Origin of the sequence: Corynebacterium glutamicum ATCC 13032, assembly GCF_000011325.1 — a bacterium.
Taxonomy (GTDB): domain Bacteria; phylum Actinomycetota; class Actinomycetes; order Mycobacteriales; family Mycobacteriaceae; genus Corynebacterium; species Corynebacterium glutamicum.
Window position 1 is genome coordinate 2039580 of sequence record NC_003450.3, and the last position, 19933, is coordinate 2059512.

Below are 19933 nucleotides of genomic sequence, written 5' to 3' on the forward strand. Positions count from 1 at the left end.
CACAGGAATTTGAGGCTTTTTAGCTCAACAGTGGTTTAGACTGCTGCGTCGATCACTGCGCGTACAGCATCGCGTGCTTCAGTTGCACCTTCAGCGTCAAGTGCTGCTTCTGCTGCCTTCTTACAGGTTTCCAGGGTGACCTCTGACAGCTTTGCACCGACTGCTGCGAGAGCAGTGGATGCTGCGGACAGGGAGTTCACGCCAAGACCGGTGAGGACAGTTGCCAACAGTGGGTCTGCTGCTGCTTCACCACAAACACCGACCGGGGTGTTAAAGCGAGCACCTTCGTCACAGGTGTGCTTGATCAGGCGCAGGACTGCTGGCTGCCAAGGATCGGTCAGGTAGGCAAGCTCAGGAGACATGCGGTCCGCTGCCATGGTGTACTGGGTCAGGTCGTTGGTACCGATGGAAACAAAGTCCAGGTGAGGCATGATCTTGTCTGCCATCAGGGATGCTGCTGGAACTTCGATCATGGCGCCGGCGATTAGGCCACGCTCACGGCACATGTCAGCAAACCACTTTGCTTCATAAGCGGTAGCCACCATTGGAGCCATAACCCAGGTTGGGGCGTCGTCGCCACGGCCGAGTTCTTCGCTGGCCTTCGCAATTGCGTCGAGCTGGCGAGTCAGCAGATCAACCTGTCCACGTGCGATACGCAGGCCACGAACACCCAGTGCTGGGTTCATCTCATCAGCCATCGATGCGAATGGAACTGGCTTGTCAGAACCTGCGTCGAGGGAGCGGACAACGACCTTGGACTCTGGGAATGCTTCAAGCACCTTTGAGTAGACCGCAGCCTGCTCATCAACGCTTGGCTCTTCGGTGGCGGAAAGGAAGCACAGTTCGGTGCGGAACAGGCCGATGCCTTCTGCTTCGGTCTGTGCAGCCTGCTGTGCAGAGTTGCCGTCTTGGACGTTGGCCAACAGCTGAACGCGGTAGCCGTCCTTGGTTTGTGCAGGACCCTTCCACTCGGCGATGCGAGCAGCGCGCTCGAGGGACTCGGAGACGAGCTTGGTTGCTTCAGCTTCGTCCGCGTTGCGGTCAATGGTGCCGAGGCTGCCGTCGATAAGCACCTTTTCGCCGGACTTGATGTCCTTGATGCCGGCGCCGGATGCGACGATGCAAGGCACGTTGAGCTGGCGTGCGATGATCGCGGTGTGGCTCGTTGGGCCACCCAGCTCAGTGACAAGTCCCACAAAGAGATCTGTGTCTAGTGCCGCGGTGTCTGCTGGGGAGAGGTCATCTGCAAAGAGAATGACCTGTCCGGAAACAGCTGGCAGACCTGGCTCTTCATCGCCACGAAGTTCTGCGATGACGCGGTCGCGGATGTCGCGCAAGTCTGTGGTGCGCTCCGCGATCAGGCCGCCTGCGGCTTCGAACATGGAGATGAACTTGGTTGTTGCTGCAACCACGGCGTATTCCGCAGGGTGACCACCCTTGACACCCTTGATGACAGCCTTACGCCAGCCACGGTCATTGACCATGCCAGCAGTAGCTTTAAGCACCTCAGCTGCTGGTCCTTCAGCAGCTTCGGAGCGCTCAAGCAAACGAGAAGAGACTGTGGCTGCAGCGGCGTCGAAACGCTCCTGCTCTGCTTCACGGTTTTCTTCGGCGACGACTTCGCCTGCTTGGGGTAGTTCGGGGCGTGGGGTAATCCACACCGCGCTTGCATAACGGACTCCACCGACAACGCCGGTGCCCTTCAGTACAGTGTCTTGATTCACATCAGCCACAGTAGCCACCCATCCTCACAATCATTGAGTTAATTTCCTCAAGATCACCACAAAACCAACAGTTGTGCAACTATTCAAACATTTGGATATTGACAAACAAACACATATCAACATAGCGTGTTGTTAAGCGATCACCATATTTCATACGTTGAGACCATCGTCACAAGTTGATATTCCACCAGCTTATCAATGCATTTGAAGGAGATTTAACACCTTCTCCATCATAGTGACTGAGGCCACATCATGTGTTTTCCGCTCGATTTATTTTAGATTTTCCGCTTTAACCAGCACTTTTAATAACTTCATACGGTTCTTCCACAATCGGAACCAAAACAACACTGGTCAAAAACCAGTTTCCCGCTTGAACAAAATTTCTTCCACGTCAACACCAACTCCAACATCAGCGAGGTTAAGCATGGTCAGCCAAACGGAAAGACAGCATGCAATTGCTTCTTTACTGGCACCAACTGGTGCGGTGTCTGTAGGAGATTTAGCCGAGCATTTCCATGTGACAACCGAAACAGTGCGACGTGATCTTCGGATCATGGAGTCACTGGGTTTGTTGCAACGAGTTCACGGTGGCGCCATTAGCCCAGAGCCCATGGGTACGTCTCCCCCTCGGCTGAAACCTGCCTTGGGTAAAGGAATGCCACCGGAACCCCGTGTTTTAGAACTTGCAGAAACTGCAGTTTCCCTCATCACACCTCTAGCACGCAGCATTTTCCTGGATTCAGGTTTAGCGTGCACGGCGATTGCCACGGTGTTGGGGGATCCTCCAGAAGATGCCAGGTGGACTGTTGTTACAAGTTCCCCCGGCGCTGTGATTGCCTTGTCCGCGACAGATGCCACCTCCACGGTGGTGCTGCACGGGCAGGTTCACGGTAATTGTTCTTCAATCATTGGGTCCACGGCAGTAGACATGATTTCGCAGTTGCGCGCTGATATCGCCTTCGTGGAGGTTGATGCGATTCAATCCGATACAAGTCTGTGCACGTTTTTCCCGGAGACGATTCCCATCAAGCAAGCCATGATCAAAAACGCGGCTTTCACAGTTGCTGTTCTCAGCCCGAGATCTCCCCAAGATCAAGAACTTCAACTTTTGAAGCACCCTTTTTCCACCTTGGCTGATTTTGATGCCCTTGTTACCGATGACCACACGCTAGATTTTCCAGTTTTGCCCGACCACAACTTTCAGGTGGTAACCCCATGATCATCACATTCACCCCAAACCCGAGTATTGATTCCACGCTGTCGCTCGGCGAAGAGCTCTCCCGTGGATCCGTCCAACGACTTGATTCCGTCACCGCTGTCGCAGGTGGTAAAGGCATCAATGTCGCCCACGCTGTCTTGCTTGCGGGCTTTGAAACCTTGGCTGTGTTCCCAGCCGGCAAGCTCGACCCCTTCGTCCCACTGGTCCGCGACATCGGCTTGCCCGTGGAAACTGTTGTGATCAACAAGAACGTCCGCACCAACACCACAGTCACCGAACCGGACGGCACCACCACCAAGCTCAACGGCCCCGGCGCGCCGCTCAGCGAGCAGAAGCTCCGTAGCTTGGAAAAGGTGCTTATCGACGCGCTCCGCCCCGAAGTCACCTGGGTTGTCCTGGCGGGCTCGCTGCCACCAGGGGCACCAGTTGACTGGTACGCGCGTCTCACCGCGTTGATCCATTCAGCACGCCCTGACGTTCGCGTGGCTGTCGATACCTCAGACAAGCCACTGATGGCGTTGGGCGAGAGCTTGGATACACCTGGCGCTGCTCCGAACCTGATTAAGCCAAATGGTCTGGAACTGGGCCAGCTGGCTAACACTGATGGTGAAGAGCTGGAGGCGCGTGCTGCGCAAGGCGATTACGACGCCATCATCGCAGCTGCGGACGTACTGGTTAACCGTGGCATCGAACAGGTGCTTGTCACCTTGGGTGCCGCAGGAGCGGTGTTGGTCAACGCAGAAGGTGCGTGGACTGCTACTTCTCCAAAGATTGATGTTGTATCCACCGTTGGAGCTGGAGACTGTGCTCTTGCAGGTTTTGTTATGGCACGTTCCCAGAAGAAAACACTGGAGGAATCTCTGCTGAATGCCGTGTCTTACGGCTCGACTGCGGCGTCTCTTCCTGGCACTACCATTCCTCGTCCTGACCAACTCGCCACAGCTGGTGCAACGGTCACCCAAGTCAAAGGATTGAAAGAATCAGCATGAATAGCGTAAATAATTCCTCGCTTGTCCGGCTGGATGTCGATTTCGGCGACTCCACCACGGATGTCATCAACAACCTTGCCACTGTTATTTTCGACGCTGGCCGAGCTTCCTCCGCCGACGCCCTTGCCAAAGACGCGCTGGATCGTGAAGCAAAGTCCGGCACCGGCGTTCCTGGTCAAGTTGCTATCCCCCACTGCCGTTCCGAAGCCGTATCTGTCCCTACCTTGGGCTTTGCTCGCCTGAGCAAGGGTGTGGACTTCAGCGGACCTGATGGCGATGCCAACTTGGTGTTCCTCATTGCAGCACCTGCTGGCGGCGGCAAAGAGCACCTGAAGATCCTGTCCAAGCTTGCTCGCTCCTTGGTGAAGAAGGATTTCATCAAGGCTCTGCAGGAAGCCACCACCGAGCAGGAAATCGTCGACGTTGTCGATGCCGTGCTCAACCCAGCACCAAAAACCACCGAGCCAGCTGCAGCTCCGGCTGCGGCGGCGGTTGCTGAGAGTGGGGCGGCGTCGACAAGCGTTACTCGTATCGTGGCAATCACCGCATGCCCAACCGGTATCGCACACACCTACATGGCTGCGGATTCCCTGACGCAAAACGCGGAAGGCCGCGATGATGTGGAACTCGTTGTGGAGACTCAGGGCTCTTCCGCTGTCACCCCAGTCGATCCGAAGATCATCGAAGCTGCCGACGCCGTCATCTTCGCCACCGACGTGGGAGTTAAAGACCGCGAGCGTTTCGCTGGCAAGCCAGTCATTGAATCCGGCGTCAAGCGCGCGATCAATGAGCCAGCCAAGATGATCGACGAGGCCATCGCAGCCTCCAAGAACCCAAACGCCCGCAAGGTTTCCGGTTCCGGTGTCGCGGCATCTGCTGAAACCACCGGCGAGAAGCTCGGCTGGGGCAAGCGCATCCAGCAGGCAGTCATGACCGGCGTGTCCTACATGGTTCCATTCGTAGCTGCCGGCGGCCTCCTGTTGGCTCTCGGCTTCGCATTCGGTGGATACGACATGGCGAACGGCTGGCAAGCAATCGCCACCCAGTTCTCTCTGACCAACCTGCCAGGCAACACCGTCGATGTTGACGGCGTGGCCATGACCTTCGAGCGTTCAGGCTTCCTGTTGTACTTCGGCGCAGTCCTGTTCGCCACCGGCCAAGCAGCCATGGGCTTCATCGTGGCAGCCCTGTCTGGCTACACCGCATACGCACTTGCTGGACGCCCAGGCATCGCGCCGGGCTTCGTCGGTGGCGCCATCTCCGTCACCATCGGCGCTGGCTTCATTGGTGGTCTGGTTACCGGTATCTTGGCTGGTCTCATTGCCCTGTGGATTGGCTCCTGGAAGGTGCCACGCGTGGTGCAGTCACTGATGCCTGTGGTCATCATCCCGCTACTTACCTCAGTGGTTGTTGGTCTCGTCATGTACCTCCTGCTGGGTCGCCCACTCGCATCCATCATGACTGGTTTGCAGGACTGGCTATCGTCAATGTCCGGAAGCTCCGCCATCTTGCTGGGTATCATCTTGGGCCTCATGATGTGTTTCGACCTCGGCGGACCAGTAAACAAGGCAGCCTACCTCTTTGGTACCGCAGGCCTGTCTACCGGCGACCAAGCTTCCATGGAAATCATGGCCGCGATCATGGCAGCTGGCATGGTCCCACCAATCGCGTTGTCCATTGCTACCCTGCTGCGCAAGAAGCTGTTCACCCCAGCAGAGCAAGAAAACGGCAAGTCTTCCTGGCTGCTTGGCCTGGCATTCGTCTCCGAAGGTGCCATCCCATTCGCCGCAGCTGACCCATTCCGTGTGATCCCAGCAATGATGGCTGGCGGTGCAACCACTGGTGCAATCTCCATGGCACTGGGCGTCGGCTCTCGGGCTCCACACGGCGGTATCTTCGTGGTCTGGGCAATCGAACCATGGTGGGGCTGGCTCATCGCACTTGCAGCAGGCACCATCGTGTCCACCATCGTTGTCATCGCACTGAAGCAGTTCTGGCCAAACAAGGCCGTCGCTGCAGAAGTCGCGAAGCAAGAAGCACAACAAGCAGCTGTAAACGCATAATCGGACCTTGACCCGATGTCTGGTCGGACATTGTTTTTGCTTCCGGTAACGTGGCAAAACGAACAATGTCTCACTAGACTAAAGTGAGATCGACATTAAATCCCCTCCCTTGGGGGGTTTAACTAACAAATCGCTGCGCCCTAATCCGTTCGGATTAACGGCGTAGCAACACGAAAGGACACTTTCCATGGCTTCCAAGACTGTAACCGTCGGTTCCTCCGTTGGCCTGCACGCACGTCCAGCATCCATCATCGCTGAAGCGGCTGCTGAGTACGACGACGAAATCTTGCTGACCCTGGTTGGCTCCGATGATGACGAAGAGACCGACGCGTCCTCTTCCCTCATGATCATGGCGCTGGGCGCAGAGCACGGCAACGAAGTTACCGTCACCTCCGACAACGCTGAAGCTGTTGAGAAGATCGCTGCGCTTATCGCACAGGACCTTGACGCTGAGTAAACAACGCTCTGCTTGTTAAAAGCTCGTTAGAAGCTTGTTAAAAGCGGTGCCGCATCCGATTTGGATGTGGTACCGCCTTTTGCTTTTGTGGGTTTGATTGTTTTTAGTTGTTTTTGTGTGCCCGATAGTGTGATTGATGCATGATGCTCTGTGTGCCGATTTGCGGGCCTAGAAATCCCCGATGGGTAACATGTGAGGGATTCGTGCATTCAAGGCCTGAGAAGCGATTCTGAGCGGGCTAAATTTCCGGGCTTTGAGGCAGGTTGCTACAGCAACCAAACGAGAGTGCCCACGGATCTCGAAATCGAGTTTCGTGGGCAGCTGTGACCGGTTTTGAGGCCTGTAAACCAGACAGGAATGCCCACGGGTCCTCTTTTCGAGGTCCGTGGGCAGTGTGGGCTGGTTTTGCCCAGTCTCCAGGGTCGAAGTGCTTCGACCACCCCTCATGTTGGCAGCTCACCGTTAGATCTGGGCCCTCGGGTTAATTCCCTTAACCTCGTTGTACTTTCGACACCAAGATTTCCTGGTTTTGGCCATCATTTTGCCGAAATCTTGGTGCCGAAAGTACAGAAGTAAGTACAGCCTCCAAAAAAGGACCCACCCACTCCCCCAAATAAGAAAAATCCCCTACCCCAACGCGGATCAAAGCGTAGGGATAGGGGAAATTCCGGGTGAATCTTTATGCAGACTTCACCGGTGCTTGGCACACCTGAACATAAACTTCAGAGGCCAGTTGGTCGCAGGTATCAGCGGTGGCTGGGCCCTCGATGTATTCTTCCCAACCGATGCTGCTGGATGGCAGAGTGCATCCGAGGTCTTCGACTTCATCGAGGATTTCGTCCCAGACGCGCTCGACTCCATCGAAGGGGCCGGAGTGGCGGCTGTGCATGGTTTTCATGTCGCGGAAGTGGTGGAGGACAACGTCATCGATGTCGCCACCGGATTGGCTCAATGCGCCGCGGCGCAGGGATTCTGCTTGCGCGGGGCTGACGGGGAAACCAATCAGGATGTCTACGGTGTCAGAGACATCGCCAAAGTAGTAGGCGCGGGCAGGACCTTTAGGTTCGATGCCTTCTAGGCGGAGGAATTTCTTTACTTCCGCGTAGCCGCGTTTAAAGAGCTCAGGGAGATCCTCAGAGGAAAGGATTACCCGGATGCCCACGACGTCGTGAGCAGGGATCTTCTCAAACTGGGTATCAACGATCAAGGTAGTTTTCCTATACAGAAATGAACACGTCCCGCACGCGGAAACCGTGCGGGCCAAGCTGCATACTTTAGCAGCGTACTAGAACTTTGCGTTCTTGCCTTCCCCAATGGAAAGGTACAGGCGCTTCATGATTGGGTACAGCACAATGATGCCTACAGAGCCCCATGCGATGCCTTCAAGAGTGACTCCGAAAACGGTGAGGGTGAGGTTACCAATGCCTGCAACCAAAGCAACGGCAGCCATGGTCAGATTCACTGGATTGTTGAAGTTGACCTTGTTGTCTTGCCAGATACGAATGCCGAGCATACCGATTAGGCCGTAAAGAACCAAACATGCCCCACCCAGCACGCCGGCGGGGATGGTGAAGATCAGTGCACCGAATTTGGGGATGAAGGCAAGGGCGATGGCAGTGCACGCGGCAACCCAGTACGCAGCGGTGGAATATACGCGGGTGGCCGCCATGACGCCGATGTTTTCTGCGTAGGTGGTGGTGCCGGATCCGCCGAAGGCACCTGCGAGGGTGGTGCCGAATCCGTCTGCGATAAGTGCGTCGCCGGCGAGGTCGTCGAGGTCCTCCCCTGTCATCTCTGAGACTGCTTTGACGTGGCCGACGTTTTCAGCGATGAGCACGATGATGACTGGCAGTGTCACCAAAATGGCAGAGAGCTGGAATTCCGGCTTGTGGAACTGTGGCAGTCCGAACCATGCTGCTTCACGGATGGTGTCTGCTGCGCCTTCTGAGAGGTTGCCGGTGATAGCTGCGAAAACCCAGCCGATCACCACACCGATCAAAATGCCCAGGCGAGCAATCATTCCGCGGCCTGCAACGGTAGCGATCAAAATGGCAAAGAGGGTCGCCGTGGCAACCAGTGGTTGGCTGGAGAAGTTTCCTGCCGCGGTTGGTGCCAGGTTCAGGCCGATGAGTGCCACGATCGCACCGGTGACAGCGGGTGGCATGACAGCATCAATAACGCGTTTGCCCGCTGCTTTCACCACAAATCCAATGGCGACGAGCACGAGACCTGCGACAAGAATGCCACCGATCTGCACGCCAATGCCATGGACTTGGGTTGCGGTTAAAGGTGCAATGAAAGCAAAAGAACTACCCAGGTACGAGGGTAGTCGGTTTCTGGTGATCAACAGGAACAGGATTGTTCCCAGACCAGAGAATAAAAGTGTGGTGTTGACCGGAAATCCGGTGAGTGTGGGAACCAGGAGCGTGGCGCCGAACATGGCGATCACGTGCTGCATACCGATTCCAATTGTGCGCCCCCAGCTCAGGCGCTCTTTAGGAGCGACAACTGCGCCGGGTTCGATCTTTTTGCCGTCTCCGTGGACGGTCCATCCCCATGTTGAAGTCACGAGCACTAATTATCGACTCCCAAGGGGGCTCTTGGGAAATCGACAGTTAGGCAGAGGTGGGTTCTACAACGTAACTCTGCAGCTCTTGGGCCAATTGGGTGGGGATACGCACATCCATCAAGGTGCCGTCTTCGGCGTAGTCTTCGCTGAGAACGGTGCCATGCTGGTGCAGGCGGGACACAATATCGCCACGGGTGAACGGGATTTTCAGCAGTAGGTGCGCGTCCCTGGAGTTGAGGAATAGTTCGATGCGAGCTTCCAGCTCCTTAATTCCCTCCCCTGTCAGCGCAGAGACAAACACCACATCGTCGACGGCGTGGCGTAGTTCTGCCAGCGTCAGCGGATCAGCTTGGTCAATTTTGTTCACCACGATGATCTCTGGTGGTGGCACCGCACCGGTGGATCGCACAATATCGCTAATCACGGTGTTCACAGCGTCGATCTGCTTCAGCGGGAACGGATCGGATCCATCCACCACGTGCAGCATGAGGTCCGCCTCCACGACTTCTTCCAGCGTAGATTTGAACGCCTCAACCAGAGAGGTCGGCAGGTGTCGCACAAAGCCGACGGTGTCCGTGAACACGACGTGTCGGCCGTCGGCAAGCTCGGCTTTTCTGGTTGTTGGATCAAGCGTGGCGAACAGCGCGTTCTCCACCAGCACACCCGCGCCGGTCATCGCGTTAATCAGCGAAGATTTGCCGGCGTTCGTGTAGCCAGCGATGGCGATCTGCGGCACCAGGGAGGCTGCGCGTTGCGCTCTTTTAATGCTTCTCGACGTATCCAGCCCCGAAAGTTCCCTGCGCAGGCGAGCCATATCCGATCGAAGACGACGGCGGTCTGCTTCAATTTTGGTTTCACCTGGACCACGCAGACCCACACCACCATTAGAACCTGCACGACCACCGGCCTGCCTGGAGAGGTTTCCACCCCAACCACGCACACGGCTAATCAGGTATTCCATCTGCGCCAACGCGACTTGGGCTTTACCTTCGCGCGATTTAGCGTGCTGGGCGAAGATATCCAGAATCAGCATGGTGCGGTCAATGACCTTGATATCAAGTTCGCGCTCTAATGCCACGAGCTGGGAAGGGCTAAGTTCACCATCGCACACCACGGTATCTGCACTAGTGGCTTCGATGATCTCCTTTAACTCCCGAACCTTGCCGGAACCAATGTAGGTTCCAGGATCTGGTTTATCGCGCTTTTGGTACAGCGTTTCAATAACCTCAGCGCCGGCGGTATCAGCCAACGCTGCAAGTTCCGCAAGGCTGGCGTCAATTTCTGCGGTGGTACCTTCGGTCCACACGCCCACTAAGATAACGCGCTCAAGTCGCAGCTTTCGGTACTCAACCTCGTAGCCATCTGCTGCTTCATCAGCGTGGATTTCGGTGTCCCGGCGACGTTGGGCATCGCGGGCCTCTAGGTCGAGATCACCAGTTGATGGTTCTTCAGCTCGGATAAAACCACTGAGATCAAAACCTGAGGTCTCGTCAGATCCTGGGCGCACGGTATTTTTGTGACCGCGGAAGGCCTGAGCGAGAAGTTCATCATGACTTAAGTTTTTCTTTTCATCCATTGTTTATCTATTGTTTCACGTCTGCTGTCGCCAAGGCTAGGTGTCGGGCAACGCCGTGAGCGATCAAGCCACCATAAACACCTAAATTGAGCGCTCTATTCCATCAACGCGGGGGCAATTTCTCACGTGTAGGAAAAGTGACTATTGCCTGTTAAGGGAGTTAGACTAATCGCCATGACTAGCGATCTGAAGACAATCGGTATGGATTTCGCCAAGTGGCAAGATGCAGTGGAAGCAGCAATTGCTTCACAGCGTCTCGAGGTAACAGGCGAGGTCCGTGGCGGCCAGCTCATCCAGTTCTCGGATGATTCCGGCGCCCAAATTAACATTCTGGCTGTCGAGCCTTTTGCCACCTTCGCCGGCTTTAACTCCGCAACAGTCGCTTACGGCCACGTCAGCATGATCAATGATGTGCTGTCCCTGGTCGATATCATCGATCCTTTCGGCACCCCTGTTGCCACCATTACCTGCAACCTTGCTCAAGGCCCACTGCTTGTTGATGAACCAGTGCAGCGCTGGCAGCAGATCCGCATTACTGCCCTGGGCATTGATGTTGAGGTCCACGACAATGCAGATGCTTACATCCGCAATGGTGGCGAAACTGTCGGCATGCTGGTTTCTGAAGGTGCAGAGAAGATTGCCAGCGGCAGCGGCGCTGTCATCCCGGACGCATCCGCAGAGTTTTCCGCACGCGTGTTGTCTGCGGAGTACCGCACCAACACTCTTACCGGCCAGCGTTTTATCCACGCAACAGTTGATGGCCTCTTCGCTTTTGATGTGTGCCTTCCTGATGCACCAGAACTACCTGCCCGTGACAGCGTGTTGTCTGGCAAAGTCATGCTGACTGCTGCCGTTATCCCCACTGAGGTCACCGGCTGCGGTGGCTCCGGTGGCGGCTGTGGCTCAGGTAGCTGTGGCTGCGGCGGACACTAAAATTCTGCACAATTTTTTAAGAGGACCCCAGTTCCCGGGGTCCTTTTCCATTTTTTACCCAGTACTTGAAACGTGATATATGTCTATTCTGAAAATCATCGCATAGAATACTGGTGCAATCGTTTACGTTCGCTATTAATGTGACACGTATAAGCCGACACTTTTAACGAAGCGCAGAAGGAGTGAGAGCAAGAAAATGGGAGAACAACTTCCGTTTGCTAATGGTTCACGCTCCAACAAACTGCCGCTCATCGTCATCGGTTTGTGCTGCATAATGCTGATCCTGTGGCTTAAACTTCCCGGCGTACTGCTTGCCACCATCATTGGGGTTGCCACGATGAGTGTGATGCGGATGCGCACCTCCACCCCAGAAACTGCCTCGCTGGTTACTTCTATTCGGCTGTCTGCGGAAGATATTTCCGATGTGCAACATGAGTGGCAGCAGTTTTTGACCTCCCCCGAGGCCGATGCGCTGGCTGATCGCACGCTTGTCCGTCCCGCACTGGCGGATCCAGATTGTGGCGATAAGGCTATCGAGAAATTTCATTATGAAATCAGCAATGCCAATCGCTTCTTGGGCAGGTTGGACGCTCGTCTGCAACAAAACCTCGTGGTCAGTGAGCTAGAAACACTTCTCAAAGTAACGGACGAGCGCGCACTAGAGCTGCGGGAAACGTGGCTGGATGCGCGTAAAGCGGCCCAGAAACTTGGGCCGAACTACAATCGCGAATCTTAGATCTGCACCTCACCGAGTGCGATGATGGCGCTTGGGCCGGTGAGTGTGGAGCCGTCGTCAAAGATCTGGACTTCTACTTCCCCACCTGGAACGCACACTTTAACTGTGCCTTCTCCCAATCCAGCATCAGCTAAAGCAGCACACGCTGCAGCAACGGTTCCCGTGCCACAGGAGCGGGTTTCGCCCACTCCGCGTTCCCACACGCGCATCGATACTGCGTCATCTTCTAATTCTGTGACGATTTCTACGTTCACACCGTGGGGGAAGAATTCCTGATCAAACGTAGGTGCGCGCAGTTCCATATCGGCAAGAGCCGACGCACTTAAGCCCGGCACAACGCACGCTAGGTGTGGGTTACCCATATCAACGCCAAGGCCAGCGAATACTTGGCCGTTGATGTCGCAGGTGGATAATCCCGTGACGTCAGGGATGCCCATATCAACGCGGACCTGCGCAGAATGTTGATCTGCCTGCAAAATATCAACGTGGCGGACACCGGCGCGGGTACCGATATCAAAGCTCGTATTATCAACAAGACCGCGGGAGTACAGCCAGTGCGCGAACAGGCGCACACCATTGCCGCACATTTCAGCCAAAGATCCATCGGCGTTGCGGTAATCCATGAACCACAGCGATGGGTCGACCGTGGAGCCTTCTACGTCTGCAGCTTTAACCACGCGGAGGATACCATCAGCACCGATCCCGGCGCGGCGGTCACACAGCGTGACCACCATTTCTGGAGTTAAATCTAGGCGCGCATCCTCATCGGGGATGATGATGAAGTCGTTTTCGGTGGCGTGGCCTTTGGCAAAGGGGATGGTCAAATTCACCCTCGCTATTGTAGACCCAAAATCTCCAAGGCTTGTGCGGTGGGATCGCCAGAGGCGTCGACCCAGGACACGCGGTGGTCTCTGTTGAACCAGCTGCGTTGGCGCCTGACATAGCGTCTGGTTCCGGTGACCGTGCGTTCGAAGGCGTCTTCCCAGGTCATCTCCCCTGCCATGGCTGCCAGTACTTGGGAGTAGCCGATTGCTCGTCCCGCGGTGGAGTCAGCGATGAGTCCTTGCTGCACAAGGTGTTCCACTTCGGCGACAAAGCCTTGTTCAAACATCCTGGCGGTGCGCTGCTCGATGCGTGGATTTAGCCATTCTGGAGTGGTTTTCAGGCCAATGATTCGAGTTCCCCAGCGAGGTGGCGCGTCTTTGGGCGGTTGGCTTGCTTGGAAGGGCTGGCCGGTTAGTTCAATGACTTCTAATGCTCGGACGGTGCGTCGGGGATCATTGCTTTCGATGACGGCTGCTGCTTCTGGGTCAAGCTGAGTAAGTTCAGCGTGTAGTGCTTCGACACCGATGTCTGCCAAGCGGGCCTCAAAGCGTGCGCGAACAGCGCTGTCGGTAGGTGGGAATTGCCAATCATCGACCAAAGATTGGACGTACAACATGGAGCCGCCAACCAAGATGGGGGTTTTGCCACGGGACATAATATCTTCCACATCGGCAACGGCGTCGGATTGAAACCTCGCCACTGACGCAGTTTCGGTAACGTCCCAGACATCGAGCTGATGATGCGCAATGCCTTCGCGTTCTTCGACAGTCAGCTTTGCCGTGCCGATGTCCATGCCTTTGTACAGCTGCATGGAATCCACATTGACTACTTCACCGTCAAGCTTGTGGGCTAGAGCAATTCCCAAAGCTGATTTTCCAGATGCAGTGGGTCCAACCACTGCGATCGGTGTTACCACGATCTAGATCTCCCTTAAGTTAAAAAGTCCAGCGAGCAACGTAGCGTCCCACGCCGTGTGTGTCGTCGCTGTCGAGAAGTTGAGCAGTTGACGCTTCTGTTGCCACGGCGGATAAGTCGAGCCAGAGCTGTGGTTCGCGGAGGGAGGCGTCGATAAGCGTGCTGGTGCTGGGCACTTCCCCGGGCTTTCCAGACAGCAATGAGCGGCACCAGGCGTCGATGTTGGACGCGCCGGGCACGAGTGCGGACGGCGCGCGGGTGGTCAAGCCCGTGGGGCCGTCAAGGGCAAGCACCGTAACCGTGTTGTCGTTGACGCTACCCAACCGATCGCGCACATGAGTTACACGCGATTCGAAACCACCCAGCGCGACACGCTGCAAAATTTCCGGCAAATAATGTCCGTCAGAAACCTGCACGCTCGGTGCACCCCAGGCCCGCAGATTTCCCGCATGCTTGGTAAACCACGCCTCATCCCGGGAGCCAACCAACTCGATCGGGCGATCATCATTAGCCAGTTCCGCATCAAAAACTGCACGTAACGACGCCAACAAGCGCGCCCCCGCAGCATCCGCTGGTGCCAGTTCAGGTACCAGCGCCGGACTTCCAGGCATGATAATCAGCGTTGCATTCACGTCTTCCACCCTATCCTGCCCACCGAAATTGCTGGGCAAACACCTCTCCTGAGCGCGGTTTTTCAAGATAGTGCACCCTATCTGGCTGACACCTCCTATGGCACGCGGTATGTTTAATAAACGTAATTCGAGTTTCGGCGGCCGTGTCGCGCGGCCAGGACGACCCTAGCTTTTAAGGACCCACCATGACTGAGAACCAGACTCCCAGCTCCACCTCTGCACCGAAGCCGGGACCTCGCCCGGGCCCACGGCCAGGCCCCCGACCTGGGGCTCAGGTTGCTGCAAAGAAAGCTGCGGTTGCTACACCTGCGCCGATCGCCAAAACTTCTAACGATCCTGCAAAGTTTGGTCGCGTTGAGGCAGACGGATCTGCATATGTCACCACCTCTGCTGGCGAGCGTCTGATTGGTTCTTGGCAGGCCGGCACCCCTGAGGAAGGTCTTGCTCACTACGGCGCCCGTTTTGATGATCTGGCCACCGAAGTTGAGCTCATGGAACAGCGCCTAATCTCCCACCCTGATGATGCGACCTCCATCCGCACGAAGGCTGAAGAACTCAAGGCAACCCTGCCCACCATCGCTGCGATCGGTGACCTTGATGGCGTTGAAGCTCGCCTGTCCAAGATCATCAACAACTCCGAGGAAGCCAACGAGCGCGCCAAGGAACAAAAGGCTAAAAACCGTGAGCGCGCAGTAGCTCGCAAGGAAGAGCTCGCTGTTGAGGCTGAAACCTTGGCAGAAAACTCCTCCGACTGGAAGGTTGCTGGCGACCGCATCCGCGCCATCCTGGATGAGTGGAAGTCCATCCACGGCATCGACCGCAAGACCGATGATGAACTGTGGAAACGCTACTCCCGTGCGCGTGACTCCTTCAACCGTCGCCGCGGCGCACACTTCGCAGAGCTGGATCGCACCCGCGCATCTGCACGCAAACTCAAGGAAGAACTCGTTGAGCGCGCCAATGCTCTCAAGGAATCCACTGAGTGGAACGACACCGCCCGCGCATTCCGCGATCTCATGACCGAATGGAAAGCCGCCGGCCGCGCACCACGCGAAATCGACGACAAGCTGTGGGCAGCATTCAAGGGCGCCCAGGACTACTTCTTTGATAAGCGCAACGCCGTAGCCAAGGAACGCGACCAGGAATTCGAAGCCAACGCAACCGCAAAGCAGCAGCTCATCGACGAATACGACGCACAGATCAACCCCGAGCAGGGCCTCGATGGAGCGCGCAGCAAGCTCCGCGAACTGCAGGAAAAGTGGGAAGAAATCGGCTTCGTTCCACGTGGCGTTGTCCGCGAATTCGAAGAGAAGATCGCCGTGCTGGAAAAGCGCGTCTCCGCTGCTGAGGAATCCCAGTGGCGCCGCACCGACCCAGAAGCACAGGCACGCGCAGACCAGTTCTCCGCGAAGGTCGCCGAGTTCAACGCTCAAGCAGACGCCGCCGAAGCCAAGGGCAACTCCAAGAAGGCTGAGAAGCTGCGCGCACAGGCTGCACAGTGGGCAGAATGGTCCCGCGCCGCACATGAGGCAGTTGACCAGCTGTAAATGAAGTTCTCCAAATTAGCGGACCAGGTCTGGGGCGAAGAACCCGATGATCAGGTCCGCTCCTTTGTGTTCATGTCCAACCTGGATGCCCAAGAAACCGCCAACACCATGGACGTGTCCGTCTCCGTGGAGCGCATCCACGCCGATCTTTGCGGCAACACTGAGCTCGCCTCCGAACTGCACTACACGCCCGATGAATGGGACGAGGCCCAAGGCTGGGTAAAAATCAACTACCCGCTTATCGACGACACCGCCTCAGCCAGCCTCGACGTCGTCCTCGACGCCACCTTCCAGCCCCTACCGGGCCAGCCCTTTGAGGGCGAGGCTTTAACGCTTATCGACGCCCTCCTCCACCACGCCGAAAACGTCGCAGCCTCCAACCCCTGGAAGCGCACCACCTTCCACACCGCTCACATGCACCCTCCAGGGAGTAATGCGGATTGTGACTACTGCCTGGTGCTGCAACGCCGCGGATACGTTAAAGCCCACGAAGAAATCCAACAAACCATCCCGCTTCCTTCAGGTGACTGGTCCGCTGGAGAATTCACCGTGGTGGACGTTGAAGGCACCGCCTTCCCAAGCGCGCTGATCCCCAGCATCGTGGAACTCCAACACCGCGCAGCCCTCGATGTGCCCCACGGAAACTTAAGTGTTGCGCCTGCACAGTGGGATGAACACCGCTTGGCGCAGCAATCTGAAAGAATCCTTAAAACAGGAACGAAACTGTTCACCGTACTGTTTGCCGAAGGATCCACAGTCGCTGCCATGTCCTCCATCGCGATTCCCCCAGGCTCCAACCCTGACATCGCCGAACAGGGACTGACCATCGTGCACCCAGATTTCAGAGGCCGTGGTCTTGGAACCGCTGTGAAATTAGCGGGACTGTCACTACTTTCGAGGTGCCACCCAGAAATTCAACGCGTAGCCACCTCAAATGCAGTAGACAACCATGCGATGCTGGCGATTAACCGCTCCATAGGGGCAACAGAGATCGCCCGAACCACCCTGTGGGAGAAGAAACTCTAGGTGATGGAATTCGAGACCAAGGACGCGGTTTTCTAGACTTCCTTTGGTCTCAAATGCACATTTCGAGAGCCGATTAGTGTCTTTTTAGGCCAAAAGCTCAGCGCCAGTAAGTGCGCTTGGTTTATTTCGACAGTTCGCAGCGAAGAGAGGGTAAAACTTGACCCCAACCTGAAAAAAGCGACCTCACAGAATGGCTTCTAAGCGCCTAAACACCTCAAGGCGATACAAACACTCATTCGAGAAAAACGAGCCTTTAAATCGCATCCCAGGCGGGCACGGAAAAGCGGTTGACCACTTGTATCGTGATCAACCGCTTGAACTAGAACTTAAGCCTGCTCCCCTTGTGCATCCTGTTCACGCTCGCGGCGGCGGGCGATGCGGGCGCGACGATCGTCGACAAGCAAAGGATTATCTTCTGGGTTGCTTTGCTGCTGCTCAAGAAGTGCGCGCTGGGTAGCTGCAACACCATCAAGGTCTGGGTTCTCGGCGCGCATTTCAGCGATCTCCATTTGGCGATCACTGCGGGCCAAAATCACCGAAGATAGACCCCACACAGCAAGGATCGCTGCAATCACAGCAAGCATCATGCCAATGTTGACGAAATTCACTTGGGTGCTGGTGGTTGTTTGGCGCATCCAGATGGCAAACACAGCGAACACAAGAGTGACGCAGGAGAAAATCCATGAAATCCACGCCATCCACGTGCGCTTAAACACGACAGTGCCCAAAGAAAGCAGGAATACACCGATGGTGCCCAACCAGTAGAAACCGTACTCACCAAGGGTAATGCCGGCATCCTCCGCGACATTCGACAGCGTCAGAACCTGCCAGCCCATCACTCCACGGATATGTGGGAGGACGAGTGCGATGGCGAAAAGCACGACTCCCGCGATGAGATACCACTTCTTATCACCAAGTTCGAGAGTTTTTGCGGCTTGTTTCTCTAGTGCCGCAAGCTCTTTACCACTTAGCTTTTGATCACTCACGTTGTTGTTCATCTCCTCGTTGGCGCCGACTTTTTCATCGACTCCTAATCGACCCTCTATTCTAGCCTGCAATTTTTAGTTAATGGAGCAGCAGGCAGATTCTGTGGCAGGAGCCACCTTTGGTGCGCCGATTTGTGGCAGTCCCAAGCCCACACCGATCGGTGCTGTGGTTGGAACTTGACCAACTGCAGAGTTGTCACCAGCTTTGGTGCGGCGGTGGGTCTGCACACCGGAGTCTGCGATGAGGAAGAAAGGCTTGGCCTCAGTCACCGTGACAGTGACAAAATCGCCGGGGCGGATCTCACCATCAATGTCGCCCTCTGGCGCAAAGTGCACGAGGCGTCCATCGCGTGCGCGACCACTCATGCGCTTGGTGGCATCGTTCTTGCGGCCTCCGCCAGCCTGGACCAGCAATTCGACGGTGGTGCCGATGAGCTTTTGGTTTTCTTCTTCGCAGACTTGTTCCTGAACGACCATGAGGCGCTCGTAGCGTTCCTGCACAACTTCTTTTGGAAGCTGGTTTTCATATTCCGCTGCAGGGGTGCCAGGGCGTGGGCTGTATTGGAAGGTGTAAGCAGAAGTAAAGCGTGCCTTCTTGACAACGTCGAGGGTTGCTTGGAAATCCTCCTCTGTTTCGCCAGGGAATCCGACAATAATATCGGTGGTGATAGAGGCGTGAGGGATCTTCGCACGGACCTCATCCAAGATGGAGAGGAACTTCTTGGATCGGTAGGAACGGCGCATCTCTTTGAGCACCTTGTCAGATCCGGACTGCAGTGGCATGTGCAGCTGCGGGCAGATGTTTGGGGTCTCTGCCATGGCGTCAATGACATCAGAGGTGAATTCTGCAGGGTGAGGGCTGGTGAAGCGAACCCGCTCGAGGCCTTCGATCTCACCACAGGCACGAAGCAGCTTGGAAAATGCACTGCGATCGCGCTCTAGCTCAGGATCAACAAAGTTCACGCCGTAAGCATTTACGTTTTGGCCAAGTAGAGTTACCTCGGTAACTCCCTGATCCACCAGTGCTTGTACCTCTGCGAGGATGTCTCCTGGTCGACGGTCCTGCTCTTTACCGCGCAGCGACGGAACGATGCAGAAAGTACAGGTGTTGTTACATCCGACTGATACGGACACCCAACCAGCGTAAGCAGACTCGCGCTTTGCAGAAAGTACTGACGGGAACTGCTCGAGGGAATCGACAATTTCGACTTCCGCTTGGGCATTGTGCTCCGCGCGCTGAAGCAAGGTTGGCAAGGAACCAATGTTGTGGGTACCAAACACCACGTCCACCCACGGTGCTTTTTTCACCACGGTATCTTTGTCTTTTTGAGCCAAACAACCACCGACAGCGATTTGCATGCCTGGGTTCTTTTCTTTCACGCTGCGCAGGTTGCCCAAAGTGCCATAGAGGCGCATATCGGCGTTTTCACGCACGGCGCACGTATTAAATACGACAAGATCCGGAGTGGTGTCCTCCGGAGCAGCAACGTATCCAGCCTCCTCGAGCAGGCCCGAAAGGCGCTCAGAATCGTGCACATTCATCTGACAGCCGTAGGTTTTTACCTCGTAGGTGCGAACCTGCCCCTCTGCGGTTTCTGGGAGGGTGGCTTGACCGGGATGTTGATTTACCTTTGCGTGGTTCAATTGCTGCGTCACGGTTGCTCATTGTATCCCTGTTGCGCGAGCTGACATAAACGCCTATTTAGGACTCTGAACTAACAAGGCTCGTCTCCGAC

Annotated in this window: 17 protein-coding genes; 8 read left to right on the forward strand and 9 right to left on the reverse strand. The window is 55.9% G+C overall.

From position 1 onward, the window contains the following. Positions 1–35 precede the first annotated feature (35 nt). A complete protein-coding gene (gene ptsP, locus CGL_RS09620) occupies positions 36–1733 on the reverse strand; it encodes a phosphoenolpyruvate--protein phosphotransferase (RefSeq protein ID WP_374057885.1) in 1698 nt (565 codons plus the stop codon). 415 nt (positions 1734–2148) lie between these two features. On the opposite strand from ptsP, the gene CGL_RS09625 reads away from it, so the two are divergent. The 4 genes from CGL_RS09625 to CGL_RS09640 all read left to right on the forward strand — a co-directional run bounded on the left by CGL_RS09625 (position 2149) and on the right by CGL_RS09640 (position 6452). Next, positions 2149–2943, forward strand: coding sequence for a DeoR/GlpR family DNA-binding transcription regulator (locus tag CGL_RS09625; RefSeq protein WP_011014764.1), 795 nt, complete (start codon positions 2149–2151; stop codon positions 2941–2943). Then, on the forward strand, positions 2940–3932 hold the full coding sequence (locus CGL_RS09630; protein WP_011014765.1) for a 1-phosphofructokinase: 993 nt from the start codon (positions 2940–2942) through the stop codon (positions 3930–3932). Before CGL_RS09625 ends, CGL_RS09630 begins: the two co-directional genes overlap by 4 nt. Beyond that, positions 3929–5995, forward strand: a complete 2067-nt coding sequence (locus CGL_RS09635; RefSeq protein ID WP_011014766.1) for a fructose-specific PTS transporter subunit EIIC — start codon at positions 3929–3931, stop codon at positions 5993–5995. The genes CGL_RS09630 and CGL_RS09635 overlap by 4 nt, the downstream gene beginning before the upstream one ends. A gap of 187 nt (positions 5996–6182) precedes the next feature. Further along, a complete protein-coding gene (locus CGL_RS09640) occupies positions 6183–6452 on the forward strand; it encodes an HPr family phosphocarrier protein (RefSeq protein WP_003857409.1) in 270 nt (89 codons plus the stop codon). A 679-nt stretch (positions 6453–7131) separates the two neighbouring features. On the opposite strand, the gene CGL_RS09645 is transcribed toward CGL_RS09640, so the two are convergent. The 3 genes from CGL_RS09645 to hflX form a co-directional block, all read right to left on the reverse strand. Next, a complete protein-coding gene (locus tag CGL_RS09645) occupies positions 7132–7659 on the reverse strand; it encodes a hypothetical protein (RefSeq protein WP_011014767.1) in 528 nt (175 codons plus the stop codon). Positions 7660–7737: 78 nt separating this feature from the next. Beyond that, a complete protein-coding gene (locus tag CGL_RS09650; RefSeq protein WP_011014768.1) occupies positions 7738–9027 on the reverse strand; it encodes a uracil-xanthine permease family protein in 1290 nt (429 codons plus the stop codon). Between the two features lie 40 nt (positions 9028–9067). Beyond that, on the reverse strand, positions 9068–10597 hold the full coding sequence (gene hflX, locus CGL_RS09655; RefSeq protein WP_011265844.1) for a GTPase HflX: 1530 nt from the start codon (positions 10595–10597) through the stop codon (positions 9068–9070). 174 nt (positions 10598–10771) lie between these two features. Here hflX and CGL_RS09660 point away from each other — a divergent pair, with 174 nt between their 5' ends. Both CGL_RS09660 and CGL_RS09665 read left to right on the forward strand, forming a co-directional pair. Then, the gene (locus CGL_RS09660; protein WP_011014770.1) at positions 10772–11530 is read left to right on the forward strand and encodes a hypothetical protein; all 759 of its coding nucleotides are present in this window, start codon (positions 10772–10774) and stop codon (positions 11528–11530) included. Between the two features lie 196 nt (positions 11531–11726). Beyond that, entirely contained in the window at positions 11727–12266 is a 540-nt protein-coding gene (locus CGL_RS09665; protein WP_011014771.1) for a hypothetical protein, read from the forward strand. Here the strand turns inward: CGL_RS09665 and dapF are convergent. The 3 genes from dapF to CGL_RS09680 are packed head-to-tail and all read right to left on the reverse strand — an operon-like array spanning position 12263 to position 14647. Next, complete coding sequence (gene dapF, locus CGL_RS09670) at positions 12263–13096, reverse strand: diaminopimelate epimerase (protein WP_011014772.1); 834 nt, start codon at positions 13094–13096, stop codon at positions 12263–12265. The genes CGL_RS09665 and dapF overlap by 4 nt on opposite strands. 5 nt (positions 13097–13101) lie before the next feature. Continuing rightward, positions 13102–14007, reverse strand: a complete 906-nt coding sequence (gene miaA, locus CGL_RS09675; RefSeq protein WP_011014773.1) for a tRNA (adenosine(37)-N6)-dimethylallyltransferase MiaA — start codon at positions 14005–14007, stop codon at positions 13102–13104. A gap of 19 nt (positions 14008–14026) precedes the next feature. Continuing rightward, positions 14027–14647: a hypothetical protein gene (locus tag CGL_RS09680; RefSeq protein WP_011014774.1), complete on the reverse strand. Its 621-nt coding sequence runs from the start codon at positions 14645–14647 to the stop codon at positions 14027–14029. Positions 14648–14823: 176 nt separating this feature from the next. Here CGL_RS09680 and CGL_RS09685 point away from each other — a divergent pair, with 176 nt between their 5' ends. Together CGL_RS09685 and CGL_RS09690 are read left to right on the forward strand one after the other, a co-directional pair. Beyond that, positions 14824–16185 carry a DUF349 domain-containing protein gene (locus tag CGL_RS09685; protein ID WP_011014775.1) on the forward strand — a complete coding sequence of 454 codons (1362 nt, stop codon included), beginning with the start codon at positions 14824–14826 and terminating at the stop codon, positions 16183–16185. Next, on the forward strand, positions 16186–17211 hold the full coding sequence (locus CGL_RS09690) for a GNAT family N-acetyltransferase (RefSeq protein WP_011014776.1): 1026 nt from the start codon (positions 16186–16188) through the stop codon (positions 17209–17211). Between the two features lie 326 nt (positions 17212–17537). Here CGL_RS09690 and CGL_RS09695 read toward each other — a convergent pair whose 3' ends face one another. Next, complete coding sequence (locus tag CGL_RS09695; RefSeq protein ID WP_003861637.1) at positions 17538–18209, reverse strand: Rv2732c family membrane protein; 672 nt, start codon at positions 18207–18209, stop codon at positions 17538–17540. A 63-nt stretch (positions 18210–18272) separates the two neighbouring features. Further along, entirely contained in the window at positions 18273–19853 is a 1581-nt protein-coding gene (gene miaB, locus CGL_RS09700; protein WP_011014777.1) for a tRNA (N6-isopentenyl adenosine(37)-C2)-methylthiotransferase MiaB, read from the reverse strand. Positions 19854–19933 lie beyond the last annotated feature (80 nt).